Genomic DNA, 17,843 nt, shown 5'->3' with positions numbered 1-17,843 from the left:
GATAGTTGTTGTCGAGATAATCGATACCACTCGGCGATGCTGCCGCCCCCTGCGAAGCCCTGGTACCGCTGCCTTCTAGCGTGAGACTCGGATACTGCGCAGAACCGGCTTGCAAGGCAAGGCCCTGAGCCTGGGCAATACGCGCCACGGCGATCTGCAGATCGGCATTATTGGCCAGTACCAATCCCTCTAACCGGTTCAGTTCCGGGTCATTAAATAGCGTCCACCAGTTTTCGATGATCGCTACAGATGCCTTGGATTGATCATTAGCATCCGGTGCTGTGGATTGAGGCACATCGGCGTTGTACTGACCCGGCAGATCCATCTTCGGACGTTCATAATCCGGGCCAACGGTACAACCTACTGCTAACAAGGCTCCCAGCAGCGCGCCTGACAATTTCATCACGGGGGAAGTCCGACGCTTAGTCATGGGCACGCTCCTCGGCGGCCACTTCGCCGGTTGTGGTTGCTTCACCCGGAAACAGATCCCGCTTCTGCTTACGGCCCGACAACCACATAAAAAACATCGGGATGAAAATCGTGGCAATAAACGTCGCTGCCAGCATGCCGCCAAACACCCCCGTCCCCATGGAACGACGCGCTGCCGAACCCGCACCCGTGGAAATTACCAACGGGAAAACGCCGAGAATGAAGGCCAGCGAGGTCATCACAATCGGACGGAAGCGCAACCGAGCTGCCTGCATGGCGGCATCGTAAACACTCATGCCTTCCGACCGTTTCTGAGCCGCAAATTCCACGATCAGAATGGCATTCTTGGCCGATAGACCCACCAGCACCACCAAACCGATCTGGAAGTAGATGTCATTCGGCATACTGCGCAAGAATACGGCGAGCAAGGCACCGAACAGCGCAAACGGCACACCGAGAATCACGGCCAGTGGCAAAGACCAGCGCTCGTATTGCGCGGCCAGAATCAGGAAGACCATGACGATGCCAAAGACAAAAGCGATCCCGGAGGTGTTACCCGCCCGGATCTGCTGATAGGCTTGACCCGACCAGGCCAGCTCGTACCCCGGTGGCAGATTCGCCTGGGCAACATCGCTCACAATTTTGATGGCATCACCGGAACTCACACCCGGCTGACCATTGCCCAGAATCTTAGCCGAGAGATAACCATTAAAACGTTCCAGCTGCTCAGGCCCCACCAGCGAGGTGGTCTTGATCAGTGCCGAGACCGGCACCATGGACCCATTGTCTGCCCGCACGTAAATCTGGCCCAGATCATTAGGGCGTGCGCGATATGCAGCATCGGCCTGCATCTGCACCCGGTAAGTACGTCCGCTCAGGTTGAAGTCATTCACATACAGACTCCCCATGGTGGCCTGCAGACTCTGATACACATCGGCGACCGCAATCCCCAGGGAAATCGCCTTGGCCTCATCAACCTCCACGTACAACTGCGGTGATGTCGGCCGGAAGAAGGTATTGATCCCGGTCAGTTCAGGGCGCTGCTTGAGTGCTTCAATCAGCCCCCCCGATACTTTGGCGAGATCACTCACCGAGGGATTGTTACGTGCCTGGACGTAGAACTCGAAACCGCCGGCCGAACCAATACCACGGATGGCCGGCGGGTTAAAGACCAGCGCCATGCCATCGCGCAGTGTCATACCCAGACCCGTAAACATTTTGGCCAGGGAACCGGCATCGGTCTCACGTAAAGACCAGTCTTTGAGCGGAATGAAGACCGTGCCGGCATTGGCACGCATACCGCCACCGACAATGTCGTTGCCCGCAATGACGAATACTTTATCAACGGCCGGATTTTTAACCACGGCCTCCTGAAACTTCTGACCCGCCTGCTCGGTACGTTGCATGCTGGCACCATCGGGCAACATCAGTGCACTGATTAAATAACCTTGATCTTCGGGCGGTACAAACCCCCCCGGCACCAGACGGAAAAGCAGTAGACAGCCAACAATAACCGCACCAAACACGGCGACGCTGATACGACGGTGATCTAAGGTTTTACGGACCAGATCCAGATAACGATCCGTCAGCTTCTGGAAACCTTCATTAAAGGGCTTGAAGGCCTCGGGCGGCGCCTCATGCTTCGTGCGAAGTAGCACACCGCACAGCGCAGGCGTCAGTGTTAAGGCCACCAGACCGGAGAGCGCCACAGCAATCGCCACCGTAACGGCGAACTGCTGGTAGAGCTTGCCGGCGATACCGCCCAGGAAAGCAACAGGGATAAAGACGGCGCTCAGCACGAGCACAATCGCAACAACCGCACCGGACACCTCCTTCATCGCTTCGACCGCAGCCTGCTTGGGCGGCAGACGACGCTCTTGCATCAGGCGTTCCACATTTTCTAGCACCACGATGGCATCATCCACCACAATACCAATGGCCAGCACCATGGCAAACAGGGTCAGGGTATTGATGGAGAAGCCAAACACCCACAAGCCGGCAAAGGTTCCGATCAACGATACGGGAACGGCCAGCAAAGGAATCAGCGTTGCCCGCCAGTTCTGCAAGAACACAAACACCACGATCGCCACCAGTAGCATGGCTTCGAAGAGCGTCTTCACAACTTCACGAATCGAGGCATTGACGAATCGCGTGGTATCGAACGGGATCACATAGTCCACGCCATCCGGAAAGCGCTTCTTGAGCTCCTCCATCTTGGCACGCACCCGGTCTGCCGTTTCCAGCGCGTTGGCCCCCGACTGCAGGAAGATCCCGACGCTGGCCACCGGACTACCCAGCAGGCGCGTATTGGCATCGTAGTTGGCGGCACCCAACTCAATGCGCGCCACATCCTTCAGGCGCAGTGTACCGGCCGGCCCCTGTGAGCGAATCACAATATCGCCAAAGGCTTCCGGCGTGGCCAGACGGCCTTTGGCCGTCACGGTATAGGTGAGTTGCTGGCCCTCAATGGCTGGCTCCTGACCGATCTTGCCCGCCACGTTCTGTTTGTTCTGCGCGTTAATGGCGGCGCCAATATCACTGGTCGTAATGCCCAGTTGCGCCATTTTGTCCGGGCGCAACCAGATCCGCATGGAGTAATCCTTAGCGCCGAAAATCTGCGCATCTCCTACGCCGGGCAAACGCTTCAGTTCATCCAGGATATTAATGAGCACGTAATTCGAGAGGAACAACGCCGAGCGGCTGTTATCCGGTGAGGTAATGGTCGACACCAGCAGAATATCGTTGGATCGCTTCTGTACCGTGACGCCAAACTGGCGTACCACATCCGGCAGACGCGGCTCGGCAATCTTGACGCGGTTATTGACGTTCACCGTTGCCATATCGATGTTGGTGCCCACCTCAAAGGTGGCCGTTACCGTCAGGGCGCCGTTCGACGCAGCCGTTGAGCTGAAGTACAGCAGGTTCTCGACACCGGACAACTGCTCTTCAATGGGCCCGGCCACAGTACGAATCAGGGTTTCGGTCGATGCACCGGGATAACTGGCCGACACAATCACCGTGGGCGGCGCTATTTCCGGGTAGTGCGAAATCGGCAGCACACGGCCTGCCGCCAGACCAGCCAGCACGATGACAATGGAGATCACCGTGGCAAAAATCGGCCGGTGAATAAAGAAACGGGAAAACACGATCAGCGTTCCTTATTTGCCAGCCGGCGCGGCGACTGCAGCAGGTGCAGGCATGACCACGGCACCGGGACGGATCTTGATGATGTTATCAGTTACGATCTGCATACCGGGCTGCAGGCCGCTCAGTATGATCCAGTCTTTACCCAGCCAGAAACCCGGTTTCACCGGGGTCGGGACAACTTTACCGCCTTCACCCATGACCCAGACCATGTGGCCCTTTTCTGACTGAACCACGGCGACCTGAGGCACGCGGTACACGTTCTCCAGCGCACCGGTGCTGATGCGGGCGCGGAGGAACTGACCGGGCAGCAGTACGCCCTCAGGATTCGCCAGTGTGGCTCGCAGTTGCTGGGTGCCGAGTTTCGGATCGATATACGAGGCCTGGAAATTGATGACTCCCTTTTCCGGATAGACCGTACCATCCGCCTGAATCACTTCAACCGTTGTTTCTGCCGAAGGATCCAGACGACCACCCGGCAAGCCCGCAGTATCGGCATCGGAAAGACCAAAACGGATCCAGATCGGATTGACCTGATGGATCACGGTAAGCAGGCTTCCATCGCTGCTGGTCGTCATCAGATTACCTTCAGAGCGCTGGGCACGACCGGCCACGCCGGTAACCGGGGCGGTGACCGTGCACCACTCCAGATTCAGTTTTGCGGACTTCAGGTTGGCCTGTGCCATTTCATCGGCAGACACGGCATCATCCATTTCTTTACGGCTCACCGCCTGTTGCACAAAAAGCTTTTTCAGACGGGCGGCTTCGCGGGCCGTCTGTGTGGCACGTGCCTGGGCCTCTTCGAGTTTTATGCGGTAAGGGTCCGGATCAATCTGGAACAAGGGCTGACCGGCTTCGACACGCTGCCCTTCTACATACAGGCGCTTGACCAGAATACCGCCGACTCGGGCGCGCACTTCGGTTTCCTTGGCACCCTCGGCCTGAGCCATGACTTCAATCACGTTAGGCACCGTCACCGGTTCGGCCACCAGCAGCGTCACCGGCATGGGTGGTGGCGCTTTAGGCATCTTCTGCCAGTAACTCCAGGCATTCCACAGCACGACTGCCAGAACAAGCACGCTCAAAGTGACAACACTTCTACGGCGATGCTCACGCCATTGCGTCTGACAGAACTGATGCATCTTGCGGCAGGCCGGTTGCGTCATCAGCCCCTTCCAAAAGGGTGCCAGGGATTCCAGCCGTTGGTTCAACCAGACTTTGATACGGGGCGGGTTTGCAGACATAAGGAATCCGGCAGTACGTATTGTGCAGAGTTGACCATTATATACATTTCCGCATGTATGTATATTGATCTATAATGAAGCATTATGGCCCGCAAAACGAAAGAAGAAGCCCTCGCCACCCGCGCCCAGATTATCGATGCTGCGCGACGGGTATTCCATGCCGAGGGCGTCAATCGCTCAACGCTGGACAAGGTTGCAAAAGCCGCCAATGTCACCCGGGGTGCGGTGTACTGGCATTTTGCCAACAAAGCGGAACTCTTCCTCGCCGTAAAGCAAACCTATACGAGTGAGTTCGATCAGTTACAGTCATTGCTCGCGCATGGCAGTGCACAGCAACCACTTGAAGCCCTCGCCGCCTACCTTCATGCGCTCTTTTCGGCTTTACTCAACGACACGGCAGCGCGTGAAACTTTTGAAATTATTCTGCTGCGCTGCGAATACGTTGAGGAGTTCCATGAAGTCCTGCAGATCATTACCGAACCCTGCACTGATATCCTGACTTCGTTTATTCGCATCTACCGTGACGCCGCCGCGAACGGCAGCCTGAAATCCGGACTGGATCCGGAATTGATGGCGCTGGATACCCTGTCTTTTGCCCGCGGCAGCCTGAGAGCCATTCTCTCCGGCCAACAGCACGACACCTATCGCAAAGCGATTACGCCACTGATCGATGCGCATATTGCGTTGCGCCAGCGCTAGTCAACCAAGCCCCTGCACCCAACGGGTCAAAGCAGAACGCTCTCCTCACCGCACCATGTAAAAAGGCCCCGCAGGACCTTTTCGACGCAGACATCCAATCCATCAGCTCTTGTTCGGAAACCCCTGGAATAGATTGCGCGCCTGTGTCTGAATCTGGGTCTGCATGTTCTGCACCATTTTCTGGCTCTGATCCATATAGGTTGACATCAGGGTCTGCATGGCCGGGCCCTGGAAGTTCAGGAACTGCGACCAGTTATCGCTGGTATTGCTGCTGCCTTGCATCTTCTTCTGGAAATCCACAAAGGCTTTCATGTTCGTTTCAAGATACTGGCCGAGCACGGACTGCATGGCGTTGCCGTAGAAACGGATCATCTGCGACAAGACTTCGCTACTGAAGATCGGCACACCGCCACTTTCTTCTTCCAGAATGATCTGTAGAAGAATCGCACGAGTCAGGTCATCACCCGTTTTGGCATCGACCACCAGGAAGTTCTCATGCTGCAGCACCAGCTCCTTGATGTCGGCCAGCGTGATGTAGGCACTGGTGCGGGTATCGTACAAACGACGGTTAGGATACTTTTTGATCAAACGTTGAGTTTCAGTCATACACCGGGCCTTGATACAAAAAACACAGTTAGATTGGACAAACCGTCATCGGGTTATCTATTTTGCAACGCATTATAAAACCAAAAGCCCCACCGAGTAAAACACGGCGGGGCTTTGAAATCAACGACATGCAATCAGCATACTCAAAAAAGACTGCTTGCCGGGTTTGTCCAGTTACTGGTAGTACAAACCACCATTGATGTTCATGGTGGCACCGGTGATAAAACCTGCCAGATCCGAAGCCAGGTAAACGGCCAGACCTGCGATTTCTTCCGGCTTGGCCAGACGCTTCATTGGTACGGTGTCAACGATGCTTTGCAGGATGTCTTCACGGATGGCCATCACCATCTTGGTGGCAACGTAGCCTGGGGTAATGGCGTTAACCGTCACACCCTTCGTGGCCATTTCAGCACCCAGTGCCTTGGTGAAACCGATCACACCAGCCTTGGCAGCCGAGTAGTTGGTTTGACCAGCCTGGCCCTTAACGCCATTGACCGACGAGATGTTGATGATGCGACCCCAGCCCTTTTCGGCCATCTTGGCGGCGAAAGGCTGAGTCACGTTGTAAACGCTGTTCAGGTTGGTGTTGATCACGGCATCCCACTGACCCTTGTCCATCTTGGTGAAGAACTTGTCACGGGTAATACCGGCGTTGTTCACCAGAACGTCAATCACGCCACCGGCCAGCTTTTCAGCTTCTGCAGCGGCAGCCACACACGATTCGTAGTTACCGACATCACAGGCAACCGGGATGAAATTCGTAAAGCCTTCGGCCTTCTGCTCGGCAAGCCAGGCTTCCTTGTCATCAAACTCCGGGTGATAGGCGGCAACAACCTTGTAACCGGCCTTATCGAATGCCTGACAGAAGGCGGTACCGAGGCCACCCATGGCACCGGTAACGAATGCGATGTGCTGAGACATGAAAACATCCTTTCAAAGTAGAAATCAGTGAACAACAAGAAAAAACCGATAAAAAGGCCGGCGAAATCTGCACAAGCTGCACACAGAATACCCCGCTTGAAACTAAGTGTATCCGGAGTTTTGCCGCACCACAACAAATGTAACGGGCAAAATCACCGCGATACCACTTCTATGCGACTATTTCTGACGCACGTAACGACCCGGTGCCGGCTCAATCGGACTAAAACCCTTGCCACCCAAAGACTTGGGTGCAACTTTTTCACCACCCTTGAAGCCATCCAGCCAGGCGGACCAGTCGGTCCACCAGCTACCGGGCTTCTCGGTGGACGATGCTACCCACTGCTCGGCATCGCCTTTGAGATCGCCATCCACCCAGTAACTCCGGCGATTCTTGCTGGCCGGGTTGATAACACCGGCGATATGGCCACTGGCGCCCAGCACGAACCGGTGCGGCCCCGGCAGCAGACGTGTCACCAGATAGGCGGTATGCCACGGTACGATGTGGTCTTCACGGGCTGCAAACAGGTAGGTGGGCATGTCGATGCGCCCCAGATCCACTGGCTGATCACAGAGTGTCAGCTCGCCAGGAATCCGCATGCGGTTTTCCAGATAGGTATTACGGAGATACCAGCAGGCCATCGGCCCCGGCAGTCCGGTCGAATCGGCATTCCAGTACAGAATGTCAAACGGCTGCGGCGTATTTCCCAGCAGGTAGTTCCCCGAGACATAAGGCCAAACCAAATCGTTGGGGCGCAGGGACGAGAACATGGTCATCAGTTCACGACCTTCAAGTAGGCCACCTTTGCCAATCGCGGCTTCGCGGGCGGCCACCGAGGGACCATCGACAAAAATGTCGATATCGCCCGTGTCGGCAAAATCCAGCATGGTGGTGAGGAGGGTCAGAGAAGCCGCCGGCTTTTCACCCTTAGCAGCCAGCACGGCCAGCGCCGACGATAGCAGCGTGCCGCCGATGCAGAAGCCGAGCATGTTTATGGTTTTACTGCCACTGATGGTCTGGACGACCGGTATTGCCGAGAACGGACCGAGCTCCAGATACTCATCCCAGGTGCGGTGTGCATCTTCCTGCCCCGGGTTCTTCCAGGAGATCAGAAATACCGTATGCCCGGCTTCGACGGCATAGCGTACTAACGATGACTCCGGCTGCAGATCCATGATGTAGAAGCGGTTAATACACGGCGGCGTGATCAGCAAGGGGCGCTTGCCAACCTTGGCGGTCAGCGGGGCATACTGGATCAGCTGTATCAGCTCATTCTCATAAACAACAGCGCCTTCGGTAGTTGCGAGATTTTTACCGACTTCAAAGGCCGATTCATCCGAGGTGCTGATCCGGCCTTTAGCCAGATCCTTGAGCAAGTTATTGATGCCTTCGGTAATCGACTTGCCTTCCGTCGCCAGCGCCTTCTGGATGACCTCGGGGTTGGTCGCCGCAAAGTTGCTGGGCGACATGGCGTCGACAAATTGGTTCGTCAGAAAACGGATACGGGCCAGACCTTTGGCATCTTCGCTAGGGATCACGTCGGCCAGCTGGGTCAGAAAACGGCTGTTCAACACATAGGCCTGCCGCATGTAGTCATGCACCGGACTGGTCGACCAGGCGTCTGAAGAAAAGCGACGGTCTTTGGCGACACCCGCAACCACCGGCTTTCCCGGCGCATCGGGTTGTCGATGCAACATCTGCTGCCAGAGCTGCTGATGCGCTGCCATCAGATCATTCATGATCGGTTGCAACTTTTCAACGGGTGGCGTGAGTGAACCCATAGCTGCTAACTGCTCCCTGGGTAATTTATCCTCAAGGAAACCGGTCAGCGACCTGGTCAATGCTTCAATCTGTTGCGGTAGATCGGCCATACCCTGCGTACCCGGCCAGAATGGATTCTGAAACGACATCATGATGCCCTACCCCCTATGAACCAATGGTTACAAGCTGATCGTTACTCCCCGATCAGCGTCTGAACGATCTGGATTGAAAACACGCCCAGAAGAATCATGGCAATCTGCAAGCCCGTCGCTTTCAACTCGGGGCGTTTATGCAGCCCCGGAATCAGATCAGCAACCGACACGTAAAGCAGGCTCGCCGCCGCTAAAGCCAGCATGCTGGGCACCCAAGCCTCGAGACCGGAGAGCAACAGATACGCCAGCACAGCACCTGTCAATGTCGCCAGGCTGGACAACATATTAAACAGAATCGCCTTCATGCGGCTGAAACCGGAATGTACCAGGATGACGAAATCACCGGTTTCCTGCGGAATTTCATGGGCAATGATGGCCAGTGCCGTGACGATGCCGATTTCGGTGCCGCCGGCAAACGCTGCAGCAATCAGAATGCCATCAACAAAGTTGTGAATCACATCACCGAGCAGAATCAGCCAGCCGGAAGCCTTGGGGCTATGGGCGTGTGCAGGATGCTCATGCGCTTCGCAATGGTGCTCGTGGCAATGGCGCCAGAGCACCAGCTTTTCTAGCAGAAAGAAAAAAAGAATACCGCCAAGCACGGTGGCCATGATCTGATGGATATCCGCCGCGTGCTCGAATGCATGTGGCAGCAGATCCAGAAAAACTGCGCCCAGCATGGCGCCGATGGCATAGGACACCAGCACTGGCACAATGCGCGGATGCGCGGCCAGCGACGCCAGCAAGGAAACAGCAATACTGGCGGCCATGCCCGCCAGGCACATCAGTACAATCCAGGTCAACGGCGCAAAAGTCATAACAACGGCCAGGGGGAATAATCGGTCAGGGTGGGAATTATAAGGCTCAGGGGGCAATCCAGATCATGGAGCCCATGCGGCCAGTGACGTTTTCCCGACGATAGGAGTAAAAGTCAGCTGACGTATACGTGCAGACACCACTGTCGGTCACTGCGATAACGCCCAGGGCAGCCAGCTTCTGCTGTGCCAGCGAAGGCAGATCGGCCAGCCATTTACCGGCAGTGGACACATGAGGTTCAAAACTGCTGGCATATGCAGATGATTGGGCCAAAAAAGTATCCCGCACATCATCACCCACTTCAAATGCCGTCGGGCCAATCACCGGACCCAACCAGACCAGAAGATCCTGGGCCTGCACCTGCCCGAGCGCGGTCATGGCCTGCACAAGAGCCTCCAGCACACCGTCGGCCAACCCGCGCCAGCCGGCATGTGCAGCGCCCACCACACGACCATACCGGTCTGCTATCAGCACCGGCAGGCAATCCGCCGTCATGATGACGCACACCTGGCCAGGTACATTGGTTAGGACTGCATCGGCTTCGGGTGCTGTCAATGGTGGCTCATGACCGGTCAACGTCAGCACCCGAGTACCATGTACTTGCGTTAGCCAGACGGGTGCTGTGGGCAAGATCGCCGATGTTAAATGCGCCCGATTGGCCTGCACGGCGTTCGGATCATCCCCGACGTGTACCCCCAGATTGAAGCCACCATAAGGCGGCACACCAATACCACGCGTGGTTTGCCAGGCACGGACCCGGTCGGGCAACGGCCAGGCCGGCGCAAAACCGGGAACGCCACTCACATCAGGCACAATCTGCCAGATCCCGAAGATCGTTGATCAGATTCGCCATGTCTTCCGGCGGCGGTGCCGTCCACTTCATGGCTTCGCCGGTTGCCGGATGAATCAGGCCGAGCTGACGGGCATGTAACGCCTGCCGTCCGAAACCCGCCGCCGGCTCCGGCAAGGGGTAGCGTTTCCCACCCTGATAGGTGACGTCCCCGACCAGCGGATGACCGATAAACCCCATATGCACACGAATCTGGTGCGTACGGCCGGTTTCCAGAATACATTCGACCAGACTGCAGCCGGGATAGATTTCCAGCAGGCGATAATGCGTGATGGCTTCCTTGCCCTGGCTGCTAACCGCCATGCGGGTCCGCTGACTTGAATCACGACCAATCGGAGCATTAACGGTGCCATCGACGCGCGGCACACCGCAGAGGACAGCCCGGTAGACCCGTTTGACGGTTCTCGCCTGCAACTGGCGAACCAGGTGCGTGTGCGCTTCCAGGGTTTTGGCCACAACCATCAGACCCGAGGTATCTTTGTCCAGGCGGTGCACGATACCGGCCCGCGGCACATGGGTAAACACCGGATCATAGGCCAGCAGGCCATTGAGCAGCGTGCCCTGCCAGTTACCGGCCGCAGGATGCACCACCAGCCCCGGCGGTTTATTAATGACCATGATGTGGTCATCTTCATACACCACTTGCAGATGCATGGGCTCGGGCAGAAAGGTGCCGGCCTCCGCATCAGTCAACACCTGATCGACCCGAATCGACAGCTGTTCGCTACCGTGAATCTTGTGTTTGGGTTCCAGCACCAGCTCGCCATCGACCAGCACCCGTCCGGCTTTAATCCACTGCTGCAAACGGTTGCGGGAATGCTCGGGCACCATCAGTGCCAGGATCTGATCCAGCCGACCACCCTGCTCGGCCACCAGCTCGAGCGTGTTATTATCATCAATGTTATCTTCCAGATCATCCAGCGCTTCAGGCGTCTCGATATCTGTGGCGTAAGGCTGCGTTTTCATCGTGCGTAGTCTAACGTTTTCAGGCCAGTTCCGGCTCTAATGCCGCGCTTATTTCTCAAAAACAGCATGCAATCTTCACTTCGGTTCCAGTCACGCTCCCGTCGCCCGCTGCCTCATTTGCTGCTGGTCGGCCTGACGGCGCTGGTACTGAATGGCTGCGCCCTGTTTCAGGAAGATACCGACCCTACCAAAGGCTGGTCGGCCAATAAGCTTTACACCATGGCCAAGGAATCGCTAGAAGAAGGTAACTACGAACAGGCGGTTAAGTTCTACGAGAAACTGGAAGCCCGATATCCCTATGGCACATACGCCCAGCAGGCCCAGATCGAAACCGCCTATGCACATTACAAGGCGAACGAACCGGCGCCGGCCATTGCTGCCTGCGACCGCTTTATCAAGCTGCACCCGAATCACCCGAACCTGGATTATGTCTACTACCTCAAAGGCATGATCGGTTTTAATGAAGATCTGGGCTACGGTGGTTACATCATGCAGCAAGACCCGACCGAGCGTGACCCGAAAAGTATGCGGGAATCGTTTATTGCTTTCAGATACCTATACGACACCTTCCCGAACAGCAAGTACCGGGATGATGGCGCCAAACGCATGGTCTATCTGGTGAATGCACTGGCTTCACACGATCTACACGTCGCCAACTATTACGTGCGCCGCGGAGCCTGGCTGGCAGCAGCCAACCGTGCGCAGGAAGTCGTTCGCAACTACCCGGATGCCCCGTCGGTTGAAGAAGCACTGGCCGTTATGAGTTACAGCTATGGCCAGCTTGGCCTGCCCGATCTGCAGGCCGACAGCGACCGCATTTTGCGCCTCAACTACCCGAACAGCCGCTTCCTGACCCAGGGTATTCAACGCGATAAACCCTGGTACAAACTCTACTAAGCAGGATCAACAGGCTTTGAAGTTGTCGCGCATAGCGCGCAATGCCGTAAACACATCAACGGGCACGGCACGGGATCCCACTTCCGCATCGGCACATACCGCCTCGGCCAGCGCGGGCTGATCACAACGAAGAAACGGATTGGTTGCCTGCTCTTCAGACAAGAGCAAAGGTAGCGTGGGCAACCCCTGCTGTCTGAGTTCACGGATCTTTTTACCCCGCTCGGCCAAAATGGCATTCTCCGGATCAACTGCAAGCGCAAAGGGCAGATTCAGGAGCGTATATTCATGCGCACAGTAAATGCGGGTGGTGTCCTCAAGGTGGCTCACTCGCACCAGCGCGTCCGACATCTGCACCGCTGTGCCTTCGAACAAGCGGCCGCAGCCCAGACCGAAAATCAGATCCCCGGAAAACAGCGCAGCGGGCTTCAAACGCAGCGAGGGTAACAGCAAATACGCGAGGTGTCCCCGGGTATGACCAGCCACATCCATTACAGAGAGACGGATATCCAGTAGCCACGGAAATGGCGTAATACCTTCGCCACCCGACAGCGGATCAGTCACACCGGGAATCTGCTCGACCGCAGGCCCATACACGCGGACAGGCTGCTCGGAATAGTGCTGTGCCATCCAATCCACAATATCGGCAACCCCACCTGTATGGTCGGCATGATGGTGCGTGAGCAGAATGCTGGTGGGGACAGCGTGTGAACGACGACAGAAATCCAACACGGGTCCTGCATCGCCAGGATCCACGACGGCCACCGGCACGGCACCTCCCACTGCCGGCTTGTCGGGTACCAAAACCCAGATCAAATTATCGTCAAAGGCCGACAAGCCAACCACGCTGAGCGCGCCGTGTTCGGAACGGATCCAGGGAGGAGAATCAATCGTCGTCATAAGTGAGATCGCCAAGAGTGAAAGCGGTAATGCACGGTAAACTGATGCCTGTTTTTTATTTTCCCTATGCCCCACCTGATGTCAACTAACTCCGGCCAGTTTTCTGCCCACGACCCACCGAGCGATTGGTTTCAAACGCCGGCCGGGCGTTATGTCACCCAATGGGCAACCGCAACGGCAGATACCCTGCTGGTTGATGTGTTCGGCGTGCAGGCAGCACAAATCGGCTGTGAATCGCTGGACCTCATGGCCGGCAACCGGATCCAGCACCGATTCCGCTGCCTGACCGGGGTTCATGGAACCAGTGAACTCATTCACAGCGCTGGCGCTACGCCCGTGAGCGTGGAAACCGATGCCGCAGCCCTGCCCTTCGACAGCGACAGCATGGACCTGATTGTGTTGCCCTTCATGCTGGAGGCCCATCCGGATCCGCATCAGGTGCTGCGTGAAGTACGACGCGTACTACGCCCTGAAGGACAGCTCCTGATTCTCGGTTTGAACCCCGTGTCTTTGTGGGGAGTACGCAACTACCTCAGCCGTCTCGCCCGACCGGATGCCTTCGATTTTCCATGGCCGGGCAATTACCTTTCTGTTTTGCGTCTCAAAGACTGGCTGAAGCTGCTGGATTTTGAAGTATCACGTGGCCATTTCGGCTGCTATGCGCCACCCTGCAAGCGGGAAAGCACGTTCAGCCATCTGCACTGGCTGGAATTGGCCGGAAATCGCTGGTGGGGTTTTGCCGGTGGCTGCTACGCCATCATGGCCATCAAGCAGATTCCCGGTATGACCCTGCTTACCCCCAGCTGGCTCAAATCCGCTAAAAATATTCGCAGCAAGGCTTCGCTTGTTGCAGAACAGAATCAGACCCGACAATCATGAACACAGCCTCAAACCCTGACGCAATCCAGATCTATTCCGATGGCGCCTGCCGTGGCAACCCTGGCCCCGGCGGCTGGGGCACTCTGCTGCGCTACCGCGACCATGAGAAAACCCTGCACGGCGGCGAACCTAACACCACCAACAACCGGATGGAGCTACAAGCCGTCATTTCCGGGTTAGCTGCTTTGAAACCCGACAACACCACGCCGGTGGAAGTGCATACGGACTCCAAATACGTGCAACAGGGCATGCAATCCTGGATTCACGGCTGGAAGCGTAATGGCTGGAAAACCGCCGACAAAAAGCCAGTCAAGAATGCCGATCTCTGGCAGCAACTCGACGCCCTAGCCCAGAAGTTCACAGTAAGCTGGCACTGGGTCAAAGGCCATGCCGGCCATCCAGAAAACGAACGCGCCGATCAATTAGCCAATCAGGGTATCGACGAGCTGGGTAGCCTGTAAAATAGAAATTGATTACCAATAGATCATCATGCGCCAGATTATTCTCGATACCGAAACCACCGGCCTGGACCCCAAACAGGGCCACCGTATCATTGAAGTGGCCGGAGTGGAGCTCGTCAACCGCCGGCTTACCAACCGTCACTTCCACCATTATGTGAACCCCGATCGCGCCATTGATGAAGGTGCTCAGGCGGTGCATGGCATTTCCAGTGAATTCCTCGCCGACAAACCCCGCTTTGTTGATGTTGCCGACAGTTTCCTGGATTTCATCGCCGGCTCGGAACTGGTAATTCACAACGCCCCCTTCGACGTTGGCTTTCTCAACGCCGAGCTGGAGCTGCTGGGTAAACCGCCGGTCACCACCTTTTGCGACAAAGTCACTGATACGCTGAAAATGGCCCGGGATAACTACCCCGGTAAGCGCAACAGCCTGGATGCGCTGTGCGAACGCCTAGAAATCGATAACACGCACCGTAATCTGCACGGCGCCCTGCTGGATGCCGAACTGCTTGCTGAAGTCTACCTGGTCATGACGCGTGGCCAGGATGGCTTTGCCATGGTCTTTGAAGAATCGGCCGAAAGCATTGCCTTTAACGCCGATGCCGGCCGCCTGCGGGACCTGCGTATTCAGAAAGCCTCCGAGCTGGAGCACCAGGAACACCTTCAAGTTCTGGAGCAGATCCAGAAGGAATCCGGCGGCAAATGTCTCTGGCTCAGCCAGGACGCTGCACTCGCTTCCCAGTAATCCGAAATGATACTTTCGGTGAGCCTCACGGATGTGACGCTCACCCCCATCTTTTGCCCTATTTCAATACAGACATACCGCTATGCCACTGATCATCGACGCGCAAATCGCCAAAGAACTCCAGGTAAAAACCGAACAGGTTAAAGCCGCCATTCAACTGCTCGATGAAGGCGCCACGGTGCCGTTTATTGCCCGCTACCGTAAAGAAGTGACCGGCGGCCTGGATGACACGCAGCTACGTCATCTGGAAGAAAGACTGATCTACTTGCGAGAGCTTGAAGATCGTCGCAACAGCATCCTGGCGTCGATTGAGGAACAAGGCAAACTCACACCGGAACTCAAAGCGGATATTGACGCTGCCGAAACCAAACAGCGCCTGGAAGATCTCTACCTACCCTACAAACAGAAACGCCGCACCAAGGCACAGATTGCGCGTGAGGCCGGCATTGAACCCCTGGCCGATGCCCTACTGCAAAATCCGGAACTCACGCCTGAAGAGGAAGCTGAAAAGTTCATCAACGCCGACGCAGGTTTTGCCGATGCCAAGGCCGTACTCGATGGCGCCCGGCAGATATTAATGGAACGCTTTGCCGAAGATCCGGAACTGGTGGGCCAACTGCGTGATTACCTCAATGAGCACGGCATGGTGCAATCCAGAGTCGTTGAAGGCAAAGAAACCGAAGGGGCCAAATTCCGCGACTGGTTTGATTTTGCCGAACCGCTCAACAGTATGCCGTCGCACCGGGCACTGGCCTTGCTACGTGGCCGCAACGAAGGCTTCCTGCAAGTATCTTTGATCCTGGATAGCGAGCTGAACCAGGAAACACCTTCAACAGCGCCCAACCCCTGTGAGCAACGCATTGCAAACCGCTTCGGCATTAAGCAGCAATCACGCCCTGCTGACAAATGGCTGAACGACACCGTTCGCTGGACCTGGCGGGTAAAACTCTCGCTGCATCTGGAACTGGATCTCATGGGTCAGTTGCGCGAGAAGTCTGAAGAAGAAGCGATCCGCATTTTCGGCAAAAACCTGAAAGACCTACTTCTTGCTGCACCGGCCGGACAACACGTGACCATGGGTGTCGACCCGGGCATTCGTACCGGCTGCAAAATTGCCGTGGTTGATGCCACCGGCAAACTGCTCGACACAGAAACCATTTATCCGCATGAACCACGCCGTGACTGGGCTGGCTCTATGACCACCATCGCTGCACTCGCTAAAAAACATGGTGTCACACTCGTTGCTATTGGTAACGGGACCGCCAGCCGTGAAACCGACAAGCTCATCATCGATACGATGAAGCAGTTCCCGGACATCAAGATGACGAAAATCGTGGTCTCCGAAGCCGGTGCTTCCGTCTATTCAGCCTCTGAACTCGCCGCCCGCGAATTCCCGCAACTGGATGTCTCTCTTCGTGGCGCCGTCTCTATTGCCCGCCGTCTGCAAGACCCACTCGCTGAGCTGGTAAAAATCGAACCCAAATCGATCGGGGTCGGCCAATACCAGCATGATGTCTCCCAACTCAAACTGGCACGCAGCCTGGATGCCGTTGTCGAAGACTGTGTTAACGCGGTCGGTGTGGACGTCAATACCGCATCAGCCCCTTTGCTCACCCGCATCTCCGGACTCAATAGCACACTGGCCAGCAATATCGTGAGCTATCGCGATGCCCATGGTACATTTAAATCCCGTCAGGAACTCCTAAGCGTGCCTCGCCTCGGTGACAAAACCTTTGAACAGGCCGCCGGCTTTCTGCGCATTCGCGATGGTGAGAATCCGCTGGATGCGTCCTCGGTACACCCGGAGGCCTATCCGGTTGTCGAGAAGATGATTGCCGACCTGAAGCAACCGATTAAATCGATCATGGGTAACAACAGCGTCTTACGCTCTTTGAGTGCTGCAAAATATACCGATGATCGATTTGGTTTGCCCACCGTACAGGATATTTTCAAGGAACTGGAAAAACCGGGACGCGATCCACGCCCGGAATTCCGCACCGCCAGCTTTGCCGAGGGTGTCGAAGAAGTTAAAGATCTGGTGCCCGGCATGATGCTTGAAGGTGTGGTGACAAACGTTGCAGCCTTTGGCGCTTTTGTCGATATCGGTGTCCATCAGGATGGCCTGGTACATATCTCTGCCCTATCGAACACCTACGTTAAAGACCCGCATGAGGTGGTTAAGGCCGGCCAGGTGGTGCGCGTTAAAGTCCTGGAAGTCGATCTGCCACGCAAGCGTATCGCCCTGACGATGCGCATGAGTGATGAAGCAACACCCCAGCGCGAGCGCCATGATGCGCCAGGCGGCAACCGTGGGCAGCAACAGCGTCAACGCGACAACAACACCCAAAGAGCGCCGCGCCAGCAAGCCGCGCCCATGA

General features: G+C 56.3%; 15 protein-coding genes and 1 pseudogene. 6 read left to right on the top strand and 10 right to left on the bottom strand.

The annotated features are described in order from the left end of the window. The 3 genes and pseudogenes from AC3GOJ_RS09535 to AC3GOJ_RS09525 all read right to left on the bottom strand — a co-directional run. Window positions 1-430: pseudogene (locus AC3GOJ_RS09535) on the bottom strand (hypothetical protein); the annotation flags it as partial. Beyond that, a complete protein-coding gene (locus AC3GOJ_RS09530; protein WP_488237235.1) occupies window positions 423-3,575 on the bottom strand; it encodes an efflux RND transporter permease subunit in 3,153 nt (1,050 codons plus the stop codon). The pseudogene AC3GOJ_RS09535 and the gene AC3GOJ_RS09530, both read right to left, overlap by 8 nt. A gap of 12 nt (window positions 3,576-3,587) precedes the next feature. After that, window positions 3,588-4,817 carry an efflux RND transporter periplasmic adaptor subunit gene (locus AC3GOJ_RS09525; RefSeq protein WP_488237234.1) on the bottom strand — a complete coding sequence of 410 codons (1,230 nt, stop codon included), beginning with the start codon at window positions 4,815-4,817 and terminating at the stop codon, window positions 3,588-3,590. A gap of 84 nt (window positions 4,818-4,901) precedes the next feature. Here AC3GOJ_RS09525 and AC3GOJ_RS09520 point away from each other — a divergent pair, with 84 nt between their 5' ends. Beyond that, entirely contained in the window at window positions 4,902-5,516 is a 615-nt protein-coding gene (locus AC3GOJ_RS09520; protein ID WP_488237233.1) for a TetR family transcriptional regulator, read from the top strand. Between the two features lie 102 nt (window positions 5,517-5,618). On the opposite strand, the gene phaR is transcribed toward AC3GOJ_RS09520, so the two are convergent. From phaR to rluD, 6 genes are all read right to left on the bottom strand, one after another. Next, window positions 5,619-6,122 (bottom strand): polyhydroxyalkanoate synthesis repressor PhaR, encoded by a 504-nt coding sequence (gene phaR, locus AC3GOJ_RS09515; RefSeq protein ID WP_488237232.1) that lies wholly within the window; start codon window positions 6,120-6,122, stop codon window positions 5,619-5,621. Between the two features lie 174 nt (window positions 6,123-6,296). Further along, window positions 6,297-7,043 (bottom strand): acetoacetyl-CoA reductase, encoded by a 747-nt coding sequence (gene phbB, locus AC3GOJ_RS09510; RefSeq protein ID WP_488237231.1) that lies wholly within the window; start codon window positions 7,041-7,043, stop codon window positions 6,297-6,299. Between the two features lie 177 nt (window positions 7,044-7,220). Beyond that, window positions 7,221-8,954, bottom strand: a complete 1,734-nt coding sequence (locus tag AC3GOJ_RS09505; RefSeq protein WP_488237230.1) for a PHA/PHB synthase family protein — start codon at window positions 8,952-8,954, stop codon at window positions 7,221-7,223. Window positions 8,955-8,995: 41 nt separating this feature from the next. After that, a complete protein-coding gene (locus AC3GOJ_RS09500; RefSeq protein ID WP_488237229.1) occupies window positions 8,996-9,772 on the bottom strand; it encodes a ZIP family metal transporter in 777 nt (258 codons plus the stop codon). 46 nt (window positions 9,773-9,818) lie between these two features. After that, complete coding sequence (gene pgeF, locus AC3GOJ_RS09495) at window positions 9,819-10,574, bottom strand: peptidoglycan editing factor PgeF (protein WP_488237228.1); 756 nt, start codon at window positions 10,572-10,574, stop codon at window positions 9,819-9,821. 1 nt (window position 10,575) lies between these two features. Next, on the bottom strand, window positions 10,576-11,586 hold the full coding sequence (gene rluD, locus AC3GOJ_RS09490; protein ID WP_488237227.1) for a 23S rRNA pseudouridine(1911/1915/1917) synthase RluD: 1,011 nt from the start codon (window positions 11,584-11,586) through the stop codon (window positions 10,576-10,578). Window positions 11,587-11,652: 66 nt separating this feature from the next. On the opposite strand from rluD, the gene AC3GOJ_RS09485 reads away from it, so the two are divergent. After that, window positions 11,653-12,483, top strand: coding sequence for an outer membrane protein assembly factor BamD (locus AC3GOJ_RS09485; RefSeq protein ID WP_488237226.1), 831 nt, complete (start codon window positions 11,653-11,655; stop codon window positions 12,481-12,483). A 6-nt stretch (window positions 12,484-12,489) separates the two neighbouring features. Here AC3GOJ_RS09485 and gloB read toward each other — a convergent pair whose 3' ends face one another. Next, window positions 12,490-13,380 (bottom strand): hydroxyacylglutathione hydrolase, encoded by an 891-nt coding sequence (gloB, locus tag AC3GOJ_RS09480; protein ID WP_488237225.1) that lies wholly within the window; start codon window positions 13,378-13,380, stop codon window positions 12,490-12,492. Window positions 13,381-13,458: 78 nt separating this feature from the next. On the opposite strand from gloB, the gene AC3GOJ_RS09475 reads away from it, so the two are divergent. The 4 genes from AC3GOJ_RS09475 to AC3GOJ_RS09460 form a co-directional block, all read left to right on the top strand. Then, on the top strand, window positions 13,459-14,259 hold the full coding sequence (locus AC3GOJ_RS09475) for a class I SAM-dependent methyltransferase (protein WP_488237224.1): 801 nt from the start codon (window positions 13,459-13,461) through the stop codon (window positions 14,257-14,259). After that, window positions 14,256-14,720, top strand: a complete 465-nt coding sequence (gene rnhA, locus AC3GOJ_RS09470) for a ribonuclease HI (RefSeq protein ID WP_488237223.1) — start codon at window positions 14,256-14,258, stop codon at window positions 14,718-14,720. Before AC3GOJ_RS09475 ends, rnhA begins: the two co-directional genes overlap by 4 nt. A 28-nt stretch (window positions 14,721-14,748) precedes the next feature. Continuing rightward, complete coding sequence (gene dnaQ, locus AC3GOJ_RS09465) at window positions 14,749-15,465, top strand: DNA polymerase III subunit epsilon (protein ID WP_488237222.1); 717 nt, start codon at window positions 14,749-14,751, stop codon at window positions 15,463-15,465. Between the two features lie 82 nt (window positions 15,466-15,547). Then, on the top strand, window positions 15,548-17,843 hold a 2,296-nt coding region (locus AC3GOJ_RS09460; RefSeq protein ID WP_488237221.1), incomplete at its 3' end, for a Tex family protein.

Source organism: Fluviibacter sp. (assembly GCF_057744235.1).
Note: the sequence above shows the minus strand (reverse complement) of the source record. Positions and strands in the feature narration are given on the sequence as shown.